Source organism: Providencia sp. CIM-Carb-044, assembly GCF_033901115.1.
Classification (GTDB): Bacteria; Pseudomonadota; Gammaproteobacteria; order Enterobacterales; family Enterobacteriaceae; genus Providencia; species Providencia hangzhouensis.
Genome location: NZ_JAXADV010000003.1, coordinates 290,785 through 305,058, shown reverse-complemented (window position 1 = coordinate 305,058; position 14,274 = coordinate 290,785). Strand labels below are relative to the sequence as shown.

At 37.2% G+C, this 14,274-nt stretch carries 12 protein-coding genes; 5 read left to right on the top strand and 7 right to left on the bottom strand.

Annotated features, from left to right (window positions below; translation table 11 throughout):
* The first annotated feature begins 75 nt into the window (after positions 1-75).
* Both secA and mutT read left to right on the top strand, forming a co-directional pair.
* The gene (gene secA, locus SJ312_RS07905; protein ID WP_004262013.1) at positions 76-2,787 is read left to right on the top strand and encodes a preprotein translocase subunit SecA; all 2,712 of its coding nucleotides are present in this window, start codon (positions 76-78) and stop codon (positions 2,785-2,787) included.
* 61 nt (positions 2,788-2,848) lie between these two features.
* Positions 2,849-3,262 (top strand): 8-oxo-dGTP diphosphatase MutT, encoded by a 414-nt coding sequence (mutT, locus tag SJ312_RS07900; RefSeq protein WP_110592156.1) that lies wholly within the window; start codon positions 2,849-2,851, stop codon positions 3,260-3,262.
* Positions 3,263-3,331: 69 nt separating this feature from the next.
* Here the strand turns inward: mutT and yacG are convergent, their stop codons facing one another.
* The 7 genes from yacG to ampD form a co-directional block, all read right to left on the bottom strand.
* The gene (yacG, locus tag SJ312_RS07895) at positions 3,332-3,529 is read right to left on the bottom strand and encodes a DNA gyrase inhibitor YacG (protein ID WP_004262008.1); all 198 of its coding nucleotides are present in this window, start codon (positions 3,527-3,529) and stop codon (positions 3,332-3,334) included.
* Between the two features lie 16 nt (positions 3,530-3,545).
* Positions 3,546-4,304 carry a cell division protein ZapD gene (zapD, locus tag SJ312_RS07890; protein ID WP_110592155.1) on the bottom strand — a complete coding sequence of 253 codons (759 nt, stop codon included), beginning with the start codon at positions 4,302-4,304 and terminating at the stop codon, positions 3,546-3,548.
* Positions 4,305-4,312: 8 nt separating this feature from the next.
* Positions 4,313-4,918 (bottom strand): dephospho-CoA kinase, encoded by a 606-nt coding sequence (gene coaE, locus SJ312_RS07885; protein ID WP_112307199.1) that lies wholly within the window; start codon positions 4,916-4,918, stop codon positions 4,313-4,315.
* Positions 4,919-5,068: 150 nt separating this feature from the next.
* The gene (locus SJ312_RS07880) at positions 5,069-6,256 is read right to left on the bottom strand and encodes a type II secretion system F family protein (protein ID WP_165879866.1); all 1,188 of its coding nucleotides are present in this window, start codon (positions 6,254-6,256) and stop codon (positions 5,069-5,071) included.
* A gap of 1 nt (position 6,257) precedes the next feature.
* Positions 6,258-7,658 carry an ATPase, T2SS/T4P/T4SS family gene (locus tag SJ312_RS07875; RefSeq protein ID WP_110592153.1) on the bottom strand — a complete coding sequence of 467 codons (1,401 nt, stop codon included), beginning with the start codon at positions 7,656-7,658 and terminating at the stop codon, positions 6,258-6,260.
* 14 nt (positions 7,659-7,672) lie between these two features.
* Positions 7,673-8,098 (bottom strand): prepilin peptidase-dependent pilin, encoded by a 426-nt coding sequence (gene ppdD, locus SJ312_RS07870; protein ID WP_036958460.1) that lies wholly within the window; start codon positions 8,096-8,098, stop codon positions 7,673-7,675.
* A gap of 266 nt (positions 8,099-8,364) precedes the next feature.
* Entirely contained in the window at positions 8,365-8,910 is a 546-nt protein-coding gene (ampD, locus tag SJ312_RS07865) for a 1,6-anhydro-N-acetylmuramyl-L-alanine amidase AmpD (RefSeq protein WP_036958527.1), read from the bottom strand.
* A 105-nt stretch (positions 8,911-9,015) separates the two neighbouring features.
* Between ampD and nadC the strand changes: the two genes are divergently transcribed.
* The 3 genes from nadC to aceE all read left to right on the top strand — a co-directional run bounded on the left by nadC (position 9,016) and on the right by aceE (position 14,266).
* A complete protein-coding gene (nadC, locus tag SJ312_RS07860) occupies positions 9,016-9,918 on the top strand; it encodes a carboxylating nicotinate-nucleotide diphosphorylase (protein ID WP_094961373.1) in 903 nt (300 codons plus the stop codon).
* Positions 9,919-10,657: 739 nt separating this feature from the next.
* Positions 10,658-11,428 (top strand): pyruvate dehydrogenase complex transcriptional repressor PdhR, encoded by a 771-nt coding sequence (gene pdhR / locus SJ312_RS07855; RefSeq protein WP_004261987.1) that lies wholly within the window; start codon positions 10,658-10,660, stop codon positions 11,426-11,428.
* Positions 11,429-11,599: 171 nt separating this feature from the next.
* Complete coding sequence (gene aceE, locus SJ312_RS07850; protein WP_004261984.1) at positions 11,600-14,266, top strand: pyruvate dehydrogenase (acetyl-transferring), homodimeric type; 2,667 nt, start codon at positions 11,600-11,602, stop codon at positions 14,264-14,266.
* The last annotated feature ends 8 nt before the right edge of the window (positions 14,267-14,274 follow it).

Here is a 14,274-nt window from a genome sequence, read left to right as displayed (position 1 = left end):
CTCATCGCTGTGCTGTTTTACGCCATAAAATTTATAAAAATTTAAAGTAATTAATTGATTATTAGAGATTAAAATATGTTAACAAAGATTTTGACCAAAGTTTTTGGTAGCCGTAATGACCGTACGTTACGCCGTTTACGTAAAGAAGTTGAAAAAATTAACCGTCTTGAACCCGATTTCGAAAAGTTATCTGATGATGAGTTAAAAGCAAAAACGGTGGAATTTCGTGAGCGTTTAACGAAAGGTGAAAGTTTAGAAAGTATCATTCCTGAGGCATTTGCAACTGTTCGTGAAGCAAGTAAACGTGTATTTGGTATGCGCCACTTTGATGTACAGCTTATCGGTGGAATGGTACTAAACGAACGCTGTATCGCAGAGATGCGTACAGGGGAAGGTAAAACTTTAACAGCAACATTACCTGCTTATATCAACGCATTAAGTGGTAAAGGGGTTCACGTAGTTACGGTGAATGATTACTTAGCCAAACGTGATGCTGAAAATAACCGTCCATTATTTGAATTCTTAGGCTTAACTGTGGGTATCAACCTGCCAGGTATGGCCCCGCCTGCAAAACGTGAAGCATATGCGGCAGATATTACTTACGGTACTAATAATGAATTTGGTTTCGACTACCTACGTGACAACATGGCGTTTAGCCCTGAAGAGCGTGTTCAGCGTAAATTGCATTATGCTTTGGTGGATGAGGTTGACTCCATTCTTATCGATGAAGCGCGTACACCACTGATTATTTCAGGTCCTGCAGAAGACAGTTCTGAACTGTACCAAAAAGTTGATAAACTTATTCCATATCTTCAACGTCAAGAGAAAGAAGATTCAGATACTTTCCAAGGGGAAGGCCATTTTTCTGTCGATGAAAAATCGCGTCAAGTGACTATAACTGAACGTGGACTGGTGTTAATCGAAGAGCTTCTAGCAAAAGAAGGTTTAATGGATGAAGGAGAGTCTTTATATTCACCTTCTAACATCATGTTAATGCACCATGTGATGGCGGGCTTACGTGCTCATGCGCTATTTACCTTAGACGTTGATTATATTGTAAAAGACGGTCAAATTGTTATTGTTGATGAGCACACCGGCCGTACAATGGAAGGGCGTCGTTGGTCTGACGGCTTACACCAAGCAGTAGAAGCGAAAGAAGGCGTTGAAATTCAAAACGAAAACCAAACCTTGGCTTCAATTACTTTCCAGAACTATTTCCGTTTATATGAAAAGCTTGCAGGTATGACAGGTACTGCGGATACCGAAGCTTTTGAGTTTAGCTCAATTTATAAACTCGATACAATTGTTATCCCAACTAACCGCCCAATGGTGCGTAAAGATTTACCTGACCTCGTTTATATGAACGAAGCTGATAAGTTTGCAGCAATTATTGAAGATATTCGTGAAAGAACTGCCAATGGGCAACCCGTTCTTGTTGGTACAATTTCAATCGAAAAATCCGAATTGATTTCGAATGCGTTGAAAAAAGCTAAAATTGCTCATAATGTTTTGAATGCAAAATTCCATGCAATGGAAGCTGACATCATTGCGAATGCGGGTCAAGCTGGAGCTGTAACGATCGCAACTAATATGGCCGGTCGTGGTACTGACATCATGCTAGGTGGTAGCTGGCAAACTGAGGTTGCTGCATTAGAAGAGCCAACTCAAGAGCAAATTGATGAAATCAAAGCAAACTGGAAAGTTCGCCATGACGCTGTTTTAGCAGCAGGTGGTTTACATATTATTGGTACAGAACGTCATGAGTCACGTCGTATCGATAACCAGTTACGTGGTCGTGCCGGTCGTCAAGGGGATGCGGGTTCATCTCGTTTTTACTTATCAATGGAAGATGCGCTGATGCGTATTTTTGCTTCAGACCGCGTTACTGGCATGATGAAAAAGTTAGGTATGAAGCCGGGTGAAGCGATTGAACACCCATGGGTGACCAAGGCTATTGCTAATGCGCAACGTAAAGTTGAAAGCCGTAACTTTGATATCCGTAAACAATTACTTGAATATGATGATGTTGCAAGTGACCAACGTCGTGCGATTTATACTCAGCGTAATGAACTACTGGATGGCGGTGATATTAAAGAAACGGTTGATAGCATTCGTGAAGATGTATTAACCACAACGATGGATGCCTATATTCCACCTCAATCACTTGAAGAAATGTGGGATATCGAAGGACTACATCAGCGTTTAGTCAATGATTTTGACCTCGATTTACCAATCAAAGAGTGGTTAGATAAAGAGCCAGAGTTACACGAAGAAACATTACGTGAACGTATTATGGCAAAAGCGATTGAAGTTTATGATCGTAAAGAAGAAATTGTTGGCGCGGAAGCGATGCGTAATTTCGAAAAAGGTGTCATGTTGCAAACATTAGACACGTTATGGAAAGAGCACTTAGCGTCAATGGATTACTTACGCCAAGGTATTCATTTGCGTGGTTATGCGCAAAAAGATCCTAAGCAAGAATACAAACGTGAATCTTTCAGTATGTTTGCTAACATGCTTGAAGCATTGAAATATGAAGTGATTAGTACTTTATCTAAGGTACAAGTTCGTTTACCTGAAGAGGTTGAAGCATTAGAACAACAGCGTCGTGAAGAAGCTGAGCGTTTAGCGAAGAGGCAACAATTAAGCCATGAAGCGGGCGCTGAATCTTTAATGACTGAAACCGAAGCTAAAATTGCAACCCAAGGTCACAAAATTGGCCGTAATGACCCTTGTCCTTGTGGTTCGGGTAAAAAATACAAGCAATGCCATGGCCGTTTAAATTAATTTACTATTAACTCATTAATATAAAAAAGGCGGGGTAACCCGCCTTTTTGACGAAAAAATTATGGAAAAAAAACATTTGCATATCGCGGCTGGGATTATTCGTAACCCCGAGCAAAAAATTTTTATTACTAAACGACCAGAAGGCACGCATATGGCTGGTTTTTGGGAATTTCCCGGTGGGAAACTTGAAGTTAATGAATCACCTGAAGCCGCTTTAATTCGCGAACTTGAAGAAGAAGTTGGAGTTGTAGTGACTAAGAACGAGTTATTTCATCGGGTTGACCATGAGTTTGATGACCGTTTCATTACACTCTATTTTTTTATGGTATCTTCATGGGAAAATGAACCGTATGGTAGAGAAGGGCAGGATTCGCGTTGGGTTTCTCAGCATGAGCTTAAAGCTGAAGAATTTCCCCCAGCAAACCGTATCATTGTTGATTTATTAACACAGAGAAGTGATCAACATAATAGCTGATAATGATATTAAGTGGAAAATACACAATAATATATTTTCCACTTAATTTACGATGTCACGACTTATACATTATTTATCTGGTTGTTCACTCCAGTCATCGCTGTCAGAAATATCCCCTTGACTCGCAATTCGTTTTTCTTCACTAGCCCATTCACCAAGGTCAATAAGTTGACAACGCTTACTACAAAATGGCCGGAACGGGCTATTTTCATTCCAAACAACTATTTTTTTACATGTAGGGCAATTAACTTCAATGATTTCACTCATAAAAATATTTCTCTAGCTAGCAACAGGATAACTCAAAATTAATAATATCGGGGAGTATACCATTCTCACTGTCGATATGTAGAAAACGTAGTGCGAATCGTGTTTTGTGGCCAGAGATTTGTGGGTATACCAAGTGTTCTGCAGTTAACTTGATGCGTAGCAGTTCTTTACCTTCTACGTTGTCTTGATAAAAGCCATTATGAGACTCTTTTTGTTCAAAGATTCCATTTTGCCGAATTAGTGTTAGTACAGTTTGCAATGCATCATTGAGTGGGTCGAGGCTTTGCAACCAGCCACTAATGACCTTGTCTCGTTCATTTTGTGGAATATTTAACCAAAGTTGTAAAGTCGGTAGGTCGAAACTACAACAGCCACCAGGAATACTCAAACGTTGGCGTACCATACTAATAATTTTATCTGTACGTAGATGGTGGCCAAAGCGTGCTGCGGACATTAAATGGGATGTTGTTTCTGATAATTGCTTTAGTAATGTAGATATTAATTGGTTATCAGCGTTAGGAGCTTCTGCCCAATTAGATAGCCGAGTTCGTTGTTTTTCTAGTTCTTTTATAAGTTCAGAACGAACCTCTCCTCTATCTAGGATTTCGATTAGTTCTGAAACTGAGCGAAAAAAAGCAATACCAGTAGAGTAGGAGGTAATATTACTTAACTCATAAATTTGAGATAAAAGTGTTTCAAGGCGCAACCACGAACGAATTTTTTCATTCATTGGGTATTCATAAGTAATTAAATTTGTTGTAATTAATTCGCCCATTTTAATTCCTATTTTTTTATTCTTGCTAGTGTTAAGTACTGGTTATGAAGAATTGCTACCTTGTCAGAGAGATCCGTGCCATGAGTATGGTTTGTTATTATATCGTTGGCATGATTAAGTCGTTTTTCACGACTAACTTGTGCATTAAGTATATTAGTTACTTGTTCTAAACTGGTCTTATCTCTTTTTAGGGTTCGTTGAATTTGTTCTTCGACAGTAACATCAACAACTAATACCCTATCAGCCAAATGATGAATATTATTTTCAATTAATAAAGGGACTACCCATAATACATAAGGGTAATCTATTTGTTGAAATTGTTTTTGCGTTTCTTGTTGAATCAATGGATGAAGTAGAGCATTCAGCCACTTTTTTTCATCGGGCTTAGAAAAAATAATGTCTCGTAAGCGTTGCCTATCTAGGCACCCGTTGGGAAGAATAATATCTTCACCGAAGTGATATCTAATGCTTTCAAGGGCTGGGCTGTTAGGCTCAACAACCTGTCGTGCAATCACATCGGCATCAACTAGGGGGACTCCAAGTCTAGCAAACTCGTTTGCAACTGTTGTTTTACCACTTCCAATACCACCTGTTAAAGCAACTATATAAGGCATATGATTATTCATTTACTCGTTGAAAAAAAATAGATTACACTGAAATAAATCATTTGTCTTCATCCAAAGTAATATACTGTGAATAGTTTAAAAAAATATTATATAAAGTTGTTAGGATAAAATGTAATATTCATATCCACATGAAATTATTTATAGTTCAGTTATAACATTACCTAAATTAAATATCGGTAGATACATTGCTAACATGATCATACCTACTAGGATGGCAATTAAAAGGAGTAAAATAGGTTCAATATTTTTTAGATTTTTTTCAGTAATAAAAATATATTGCTCTGAATAATATTTGAATAAATACTTTGAAAAGTAGTGTATTTTTCCAGATTCTTCTGCAATAGACATTAGCTGTACAGATAAATCAGGAAAGAACTTGGTTTTCTTCATAGCATGGGACAGTAACTCTCCTTTATGTACCGATATATGCACGTGTTCACAGTCTTTTTTATATTGATGGTTATTGATAGTTTGAATTGTGCATTTTAAACATTCGGATAATGATAACCCTACGTTAATTGTTGAGTGCATCGTTAAAAAATACAAGCTTAAGTTATGGAGTTGTAATGATTTTTTGAATATCGGTAGGTGAATTATTGTGTTTTTTAATAAAGATAATGTTTTTTCTTTGAATTTAAATACGAGAGGGAGAGAAAGTAAAAGAAAATAAAATAAGTAAACTAAGTACTCTCTTAGAAAGCTTGAAATAAAGGTTATGATTTTTGTAACGAGTGGTAATTCGTGTCTGGTATTTTGATAGATGTTTTCAAATTGAGGAACTACATAGACCATCATAATGATTAATAACATTATTGAAAATGAAGAAAGAATTATTGGGTATCGTATCGATTTACTGATGAGTAAAGACACTTTATTATTATGTTCCAATATTGAATTGATTGTACTAAAACTTTGTTCGTATTGCCCTGTTTTCTCGGCAATGGTAATAATGCTTATTATAGTATCATTAAATATTGTTGGGTGCTTCTTCAAATACTGTGAAAACTTCTCTCCTTTTTCTATATGAACTATCGAGTTTTCAATAATATCAATCCAAAAAGGAAGTTGGCAGTTGGTATGTAATATTTTTAAACATTGTACGAGATTAATACCTGATGATGATAATAAAGATAACTGGTGGAAGAAATGAATTCGATAATTAATATTCTTTTTGTCCAATGAAAATAATGTTTTTAACTTTATTTGTACAGGAATTAAATTTCTTTCAGATATGTTGATGAATGCATGTTTTTTGCTTTTTGCTATTAACGTGCTGCATGTTAATTGATTGTTAAAATCAATGGCGATATATGAATAAATAAACATGTTAATTTACTCCATTTCCGATGATAGAATAGATTTCTTGGAGAGTTGTCTCACTCATTTCAACGAGCTCTATTCCTGCATTAAAAAGGTTAACAAAATTACTTTGATTTTCTAATGTATTTTTTGCCAGTATTTCGCTAATATTGCTTTGATCTATATATTCATAAACAGCGGTTCTTCCCATAAAACCAGAAAAACATAGCTCACACCCCTTTGAGGACCATTCATTAATTACACAGTTATTGTGTAATTTAGTTTTCTTAGGTGTTTTTTCTTTGCAGTGAGGGCAAAGTTTTCTTACTAATCTTTGTGCAATAACCATTTTCAAACATGATTTAAGTTGACTATTTTCTACTCCTAATTGGTTCATTCTCTCTATTGCACTGAATGTACAATTGGTATGCAATGTCGACAAAACTAGATGGCCAGTTTGCGCTGCTCGAGTCGCGATCTTAGCTGTTTCTTCATCACGAATCTCACCGATCATAATGACATCAGGGTCTTGTCGCAGTAGCGCCCTTAAAATAGAAGAAAAATTAAGTTTATATTTTTCATTGACTTGAGTTTGGTTGATTCCTTGTAATGGAATTTCAATTGGGTCTTCAATGGTTGTTATATTTCTTGAGGATTGATTTAAATATTCTAAGTAGCTATAAAGAGTTACTGTTTTACCGCTTCCTGTCGGCCCTGTGACTAAAATTAATCCTTGTGGACGATTTAAATACTCTTTTAATAACTCTAGAAGGGAAGAGCACATCCCTATGTGCTCTAAAGAATATTTTAATTGTGTATTTAAAATACGTAAGACCAATTTTTCACCATGAATTGTCGGAATACTAGAAAGACGGATGCTATAGTTTTGTCCATCAAAGTACCAACTCATTTGGCCATCTTGTGGAAATCTTTTCTCCGCGATATTCATTTTTGCCAATATTTTTATACGAGCAATAATTTCACTATTAATTTCGTAAGGTGGAGAAGGAATAAAATATAACTTTCCATCGACACGTAATCGAATTTTTAACCCTTGCTTAGTCGGCTCAAGGTGTATATCTGATGAGCGTTTATGAACCGCTGTTTTTAATAGCTCCTCAACAAAACTAATCGCAGGAGATGAAGTGCGTAATAGTTCGGGTTCTGGAGATTGATAACTACTTTCTTCCTCCTTTATTTCATGTATTGTATTATTAAAATAATGGTCTATTTTTTCTTTTGGCCAAATATCATAGCATACAGGGACACTAGCAATAAATTTTAATGTGGCGATCAAGTTGTCATCTGGTTTTTTAACAACAGCTATAGATAACCGTTTTTGATTATAATCGATGATTATAATGTAATTTCTATCACATATACTCTTAAGTTCTTTATAAATAAACTGCTCGTTTTTAGTCATGTTCATATAAATACTTCCAGTTAAAACACAAAGGTTTTATTACATAATGACTTCAATTTGGCATTATCTTTGTTTTCGCAAACAACTGTCCAATTAAAGGGGTTGCCTATGCTAGGAAGGGTTGGTGTTAATGTGACTTTTAAGCCCGATAATGATTTGTCAGTAGAAAATGTAATAACCCCAGATTTGACTTCTATTTTACTAATGTATTTTCCAGTTATATTGGTAGGGATATCATCATTGCCTCCATTACATTGTGATAAACTCCCTCGATTAAAGCTACATATTTCAACACTGTTTTTATATGGGATAACAGTCTGGAGTACATCAGTAATTGCTGCTTTTTGCATATAGCTTTGATAGCCAGGGATAGCAATAGCACTTAGAATTGATATAATTGCAATTACTACCATAATTTCAATGAGTGAAAATCCTTGTTGATTCATAAATAAAACCTCCGTTGTTAAGTGAGGTTTCATCATAATTATATTTTTAAGTTAAAATTAGAGTTTAAAAAAGGTAGTGCGAAACGATTTGTGATTTTTTATTGAAATGTACGTGGGGTTTCATTTTTCTTCGAGCAGCTTCGCAAAAAAAATAATAAAGAAAAATAGAGGCTGGAGTTCAGTTATAAATTAAGAGAAGATAAGTTTATATATTTTTCATTAGCGGGTAAATTGAATAAAGATATTATCCGCTAATAATTATAAAGTTAATAATTGTTTAATTTATTCTTATAATATCCCCAATCAAAAAATGGGCCAGGATCCGTTTTACGACCAGGAGCTATATTACTATGACCAGTAATATTATTTTTAATTAGTGGGTATTCAAGTATAAGTAAATTAGTTAAATAAGTAAGGGATTGATATTGTTCTTCTGTAAATGGTTCAAAATCAGTGCCTTCTAGCTCAATACCAATAGAAAAGTCGTTACATTTTTCTTGGCCTTGGTAGGAAGACTGCCCAGCGTGCCAAGCCCGTAAATGAAAGGGGACATATTGAATGATTGCACCATCACGGCGTATTAGGCAATGAGCTGAAACTCGAAGATGTCTGATTTCATTAAAAAATGGGTGTTCATCAGGGTTTAAAGTCCCTGTAAATAATTGGTTTATATAAGGGCCACCAAATTGTCCTGGAGGAAGGCTGATATTATGAATAACTAGAAGAGAAGGTATGGTATTAGAGGGGCGCTCATCATGATGTGGAGAAGGGATATGAGTCACATTATTTAGCCAACCATTGTGTATTTTCATATCGTTATCCATAGTATTCTCTTTTCTTTTTTGTTAACACTCGTTATCTGCGAACGAAAAGATTAGCATAGATGAAACAAAGCGAGTGCATATTTTGGAGTTAAAATGACTATACGGCGATATGATGAACAACAAAGACGTAAAATGCTTCTTGAGCGGTTACAGGTCGACATTCCTTTTATGGTCAGTGTTGCTTTGAAAGAAGATTTAGGTCAATCTGTTGATTATAAAAAAGATATTACTGGTCAGCTGTTAAATGTAGGTACACAAGCGAGTGCTCGAATTATTACTCGTGAACATGGCGTTTTCTGTGGGAAACAATGGTTAGATGAAGTTTTTCTTCAACTTGGTGGGCAAGTCAACATTGATTGGAAAGTTCAAGATGGTGAAACCGTTACCCCTAACCAAGTTCTCTGTGAGATGCATGGCCCATCACAAATTTTATTAACAGGTGAACGCACCTCTTTGAATTTCATTCAAACGCTTTCTTCTGTTTCAAGTATAACTGCCGAATATGTAAAACAAATCACAGGTACAAGAGCGAAGTTACTTGATACCCGTAAAACTATCCCTGGTTTAAGAACCGCTTTAAAATATGCGGTATTGATGGGGGGAGGGTTTAATCATCGTCTAGGTTTATCTGATGCTTACTTAATAAAAGAAAACCATATTATATCCGCAGGTTCAGTCGAGCGAGCTGTTGAATTAGCGCGTAGCGCCCATCCGGATGTCCCAATTGAAATTGAAGTAGAAAGCTTAGATGAGCTATTACGAGCTTTAAAAGCGAATGCTGATATCATTATGTTGGATAATTTTACTCCAGTTATGATGAAAGAAGCGGTAGTGTTAACGGCAGGAAAAGCGGCACTTGAAGTTTCTGGTGATGTCACATTAGAAACGATAAAAGAGTTCGCAGAAACAGGGGTTGATTTTATTTCTGTTGGGGCGCTAACCAAACATATTAAAGCCATGGATTTGTCTATGCGTTTTATTGATAAGAATAGGTAAGTGATCCGGTTAATACACTCAGGGTGCCTTAACTGGGCTCATTAATCTTAGTGTTATTGATGAGACCTATATATTAGTCACCTATTTACGTTAATGCGTTAAATAGGTGACTAACATCTGACTCACTCGTTACCAAATTGTATTTTGGCATTGATTTAACTATTTAATGGGTTACAACGAAATATTTTGTAGCTCCTAGCTAATCGAATCTCGAAGCCTTATCGCATTTTCCGTGCCACCTATAAATTGAAACATTACAGTGCTATTTTATTTTCGACATCAATTTTATTCTAAAATAATAGATAGGCTTGAGTGTAATTTAATCAATAAAATTTGAGTTAAATTTAAAACCACTTGCAATTTTAACATTTCATTAATGTTGTTGTGTTCCAAACGAGTAAAGACTGCAATTAATGAGTTAATTTGATTTTAAATGCACTTATTTTAAATTTAAATTCATTATATTGGTTGCTTTAACGGTTCAGTTTTTGCATTTTAGCATAAAAAATCGTTTTTAATGTTAAAATATGTCATGTCAAATTGCATATTAAGTTATCAATTCATGCTAAATTTTAAAAAAAATTGTTAATATTTGCAGGATTTTATGATTTAGCGCAAGGTCTTTATGGACAGATAGTGAATACTTTGTTACTTTATTAACCCATAAATAAATTGGTATTACCAATTAACACTGGGTAATACGTAATCAATAATTACTCACTCATGAATATGGCAGATTATGACTTACGGTAAAATTCGCCAACCAAAGTTATCAGATGTAATAGAGCAGCGTCTCGAACATCTTATTTTCGAAGGGACATTACGCCCTGGCGAAAAGCTGCCTCCTGAGCGCGAACTTGCAAAACAGTTTGACGTATCTCGACCATCAGTGCGTGAAGCAATTCAAACATTAGAGGCGAAAGGCCTTTTATCTCGCCGCCAAGGTGGCGGAACATTCGTGCAAAAGAAAATGTGGCAAAGCTTTAGTGACCCTTTAGCTCAGCTACTTGAAGGCAATCCAGAATCTCAATTCGATCTTCTTGAAACTCGTCATGCCCTTGAAGGTATTGCTGCGTATTACGCGGCACTCCGTGGTACAGATGAAGATCTCGAACGGATTCGACAAAGCTATGAATTAATTAAGACAGCGCAAGAAAATGGCGGATTAGAAGCAGAGTCAGATGCAGTATTACAATATCAATTAATTGTCACTGAAGCTGCTCATAACGTCGTTTTGCTACATCTATTGCGTTGTATGATCCCGATGTTAGAACAAAATATTCGTCAGAACTTTGAGTTCTTATATACCCGTAAAGAAATGTATAAAGCAGTTAGTGAACATCGAGCACAAATTTTTGCCGCTATAATGGCAAGAGAACCAGAAAAAGCACGTGAAGCTTCTCATCGCCATTTAGCCTTTATCGAAGATTTACTGTTGGATATTAGCCGAGAGCAAACTCGCAGAGAACGTTCTTTACGTCGGTTACAGCAACATCCTGATTTGAATTGATAATATAGATCCTGACTGCTGCGTCTATATTATTGTGAATACTCTAATTGAGAGTTAAAGCGGCAACTACATCAGGGCCTATCTTCCCGCTGTTTTATAGCGACTGCGAAAATAGCAGGAAGATAGGCTCCACATAAACATATAAAATAGATAACAGATAAGGAATACACCATGTCAGATATGTTAAAAAATGACGTGGATCCGATTGAAACTCGCGACTGGCTACAGGCGATTGAATCGGTCATCCGTGAAGAAGGTGTTGATCGTGCTCAGTTTATTATCGAACAGGTATTAAGCGAAGCGCGTAAAGGCGGTGTTAATATTGCCGCTGGTGCATCTGGTCATTCTGATTACATCAACACAATTGCTGTTGAAGATGAGCCGGCATACCCTGGTAACATGGATTTAGAGCGCCGTATTCGCTCTGCAATTCGTTGGAACGCAGTGATGACTGTTTTACGCGCTTCCAAAAAAGACTTAGAACTGGGTGGCCATATGGCTTCTTTCCAGTCATCAGCAACTTTATATGAAGTGTGCTTTAACCACTTCTTCCGTGCGCATAATAACAATGACGGCGGGGATTTAGTCTTCTTCCAAGGCCATATCTCTCCAGGTATTTACGCACGTGCGTTCTTGGAAGGCCGCTTAACTGAAGAGCAAATGAACAACTTCCGTCAAGAGATTGGTGGAAATGGTCTGTCTTCTTACCCACACCCTAAATTAATGCCTGATTTCTGGCAGTTCCCTACGGTATCAATGGGTCTGGGTCCAATTAATGCTATTTATCAAGCAAAATTCCTGAAATACCTTGATAACCGCGGACTGAAAGATACATCAGCTCAGCGCGTATATGCATTCCTTGGTGATGGTGAGATGGATGAGCCAGAGTCTAAAGGTGCAATTACTATCGCAACTCGCGATAAATTAGATAACTTAGTATTTGTTATCAACTGTAACCTGCAACGTTTAGATGGACCAGTTACAGGTAATGGTAAAATTGTTAATGAACTAGAAGGTATCTTTAATGGTGCTGGCTGGCAAGTTATCAAAGTTATGTGGGGCGACCGTTGGGATGAATTACTGCGTAAAGATACAAGTGGTAAACTTGTTCAACTAATGAACGAAACCTTAGACGGCGACTACCAAACCTTTAAATCACGTGACGGTGCATACGTTCGTGAACACTTCTTTAATCGTTACCCAGAAACTGCAGCATTAGTTAAAGATATGACTGATGATGAAATTTGGGCACTGAACCGTGGTGGTCACGATCCGAAGAAAGTGTATGCTGCATTCAAAAAAGCACAAGAAACTAAAGGCAAACCAACTGTTATTTTAGCGCAAACCATCAAAGGTTATGGTATGGGCGAAACTGCAGAAGGTAAAAACATTGCTCACCAAGTGAAGAAAATGAACATGGATGGCGTTCGTCATTTCCGTGATCAATTCAATGTACCCGTTGCTGATGAGCAAATTGAAAAACTGCCATACATTACGTTTGAAAAAGATTCCGAAGAGTACAAATATCTGCATGAGCGCCGTCAAGCGTTAGGTGGTTATTTGCCAGCTCGTCGTTCAACCTTTGACGAAAAACTGGATATCCCTGCACTGGCAGATTTCAGCCAATTATTGGAAGAGCAATCTAAAGAAATTTCAACAACTATCGCGTTCGTTCGTGCGTTGAACGTTATGTTGAAAAACAAATCGATCAAAGAGCGTTTAGTACCAATCATCGCTGATGAAGCGCGTACATTTGGTATGGAAGGTCTATTCCGTCAAATCGGTATCTATAGCCCTAAAGGCCAGCAATATACTCCGCAAGACCGTGAGCAAGTTGCTTACTATAAAGAAGACTCTAAAGGTCAAATTCTGCAAGAAGGGATCAATGAGCTGGGAGCAGGTTCTTCTTGGTTAGCGGCTGCGACATCATACAGCACTAACAACTTGCCGATGATCCCATTCTATATCTACTACTCAATGTTTGGTTTCCAACGTATTGGTGACTTGATGTGGGCAGCGGGTGACCAACAAGCACGCGGTTTCTTAATTGGTGGTACTTCCGGCCGTACAACCCTGAATGGTGAAGGTCTACAGCATGAAGATGGCCATAGCCATATTCAATCACTGACTATCCCTAACTGTATTTCTTATGACCCAGCTTTCGCTTACGAAGTTGCGGTGATCATGCAAGACGGCTTAGAGCGTATGTACGGTGAGAAACAAGAAAACGTTTACTACTACATCACGACGCTGAATGAAAACTACCACATGCCAGCAATGCCAGAAGGCGTAGAAGAAGGTATCCGTAAAGGTATCTATAAACTGGCTTCTGTTGAAGGTAGCAAAGGTAAAGTTCAGCTGTTAGGTTCAGGTTCAATGATGCGTCACGTGCGTGAAGCCGCTGACATCTTGTCTGCTGAGTATGGAATCGGTTCTGATGTCTATAGCGTGACTTCATTCACTGAATTGGCACGTGATGGCCAAGATTGTGAGCGTTGGAACATGCTGCACCCATCTGAAGCACCACGTGTTCCATACATTGCTCAAGTTATGAATGATGCACCAGCAGTTGCATCAACTGACTATATGAAACTGTTTGCAGAACAAGTTCGTACTTATGTTCCTGCAAGTGATTACCGTGTTCTGGGTACAGATGGTTTCGGTCGTTCAGACAGTCGTGAAAACCTGCGTCACCACTTTGAAGTGGATACATCCTATGTGATCGTTGCAGCGTTAGGTGAATTAGCTAAACGTGGTGAGATTGATGTAAAAGTCGTTGAAGAAGCGATTAAAAAATACAACATCAACCCAGATAAAGTTAACCCACGTTTGGCATAAGAGGTAAA

Excerpts from the sequence above, each read along its gene's own strand:
- secA (WP_004262013.1), top strand. The coding sequence starts at position 76 with ATGTTAACAAAGATTTTGACCAAAGTTTTTGGTAGCCGTAATGACCGT.
- mutT (WP_110592156.1), top strand. The coding sequence starts at position 2,849 with ATGGAAAAAAAACATTTGCATATCGCGGCTGGGATTATTCGTAACCCC.
- yacG (WP_004262008.1), bottom strand. The coding sequence starts at position 3,529 with ATGAGTGAAATCATTGAAGTTAATTGCCCTACATGTAAAAAAATAGTT.
- zapD (WP_110592155.1), bottom strand. The coding sequence starts at position 4,304 with ATGGGCGAATTAATTACAACAAATTTAATTACTTATGAATACCCAATG.
- coaE (WP_112307199.1), bottom strand. The coding sequence starts at position 4,918 with ATGCCTTATATAGTTGCTTTAACAGGTGGTATTGGAAGTGGTAAAACA.
- SJ312_RS07880 (WP_165879866.1), bottom strand. The coding sequence starts at position 6,256 with ATGTTTATTTATTCATATATCGCCATTGATTTTAACAATCAATTAACA.
- SJ312_RS07875 (WP_110592153.1), bottom strand. The coding sequence starts at position 7,658 with ATGAACATGACTAAAAACGAGCAGTTTATTTATAAAGAACTTAAGAGT.
- ppdD (WP_036958460.1), bottom strand. The coding sequence starts at position 8,098 with ATGAATCAACAAGGATTTTCACTCATTGAAATTATGGTAGTAATTGCA.
- ampD (WP_036958527.1), bottom strand. The coding sequence starts at position 8,910 with ATGAAAATACACAATGGTTGGCTAAATAATGTGACTCATATCCCTTCT.
- nadC (WP_094961373.1), top strand. The coding sequence starts at position 9,016 with ATGACTATACGGCGATATGATGAACAACAAAGACGTAAAATGCTTCTT.
- pdhR (WP_004261987.1), top strand. The coding sequence starts at position 10,658 with ATGACTTACGGTAAAATTCGCCAACCAAAGTTATCAGATGTAATAGAG.
- aceE (WP_004261984.1), top strand. The coding sequence starts at position 11,600 with ATGTCAGATATGTTAAAAAATGACGTGGATCCGATTGAAACTCGCGAC.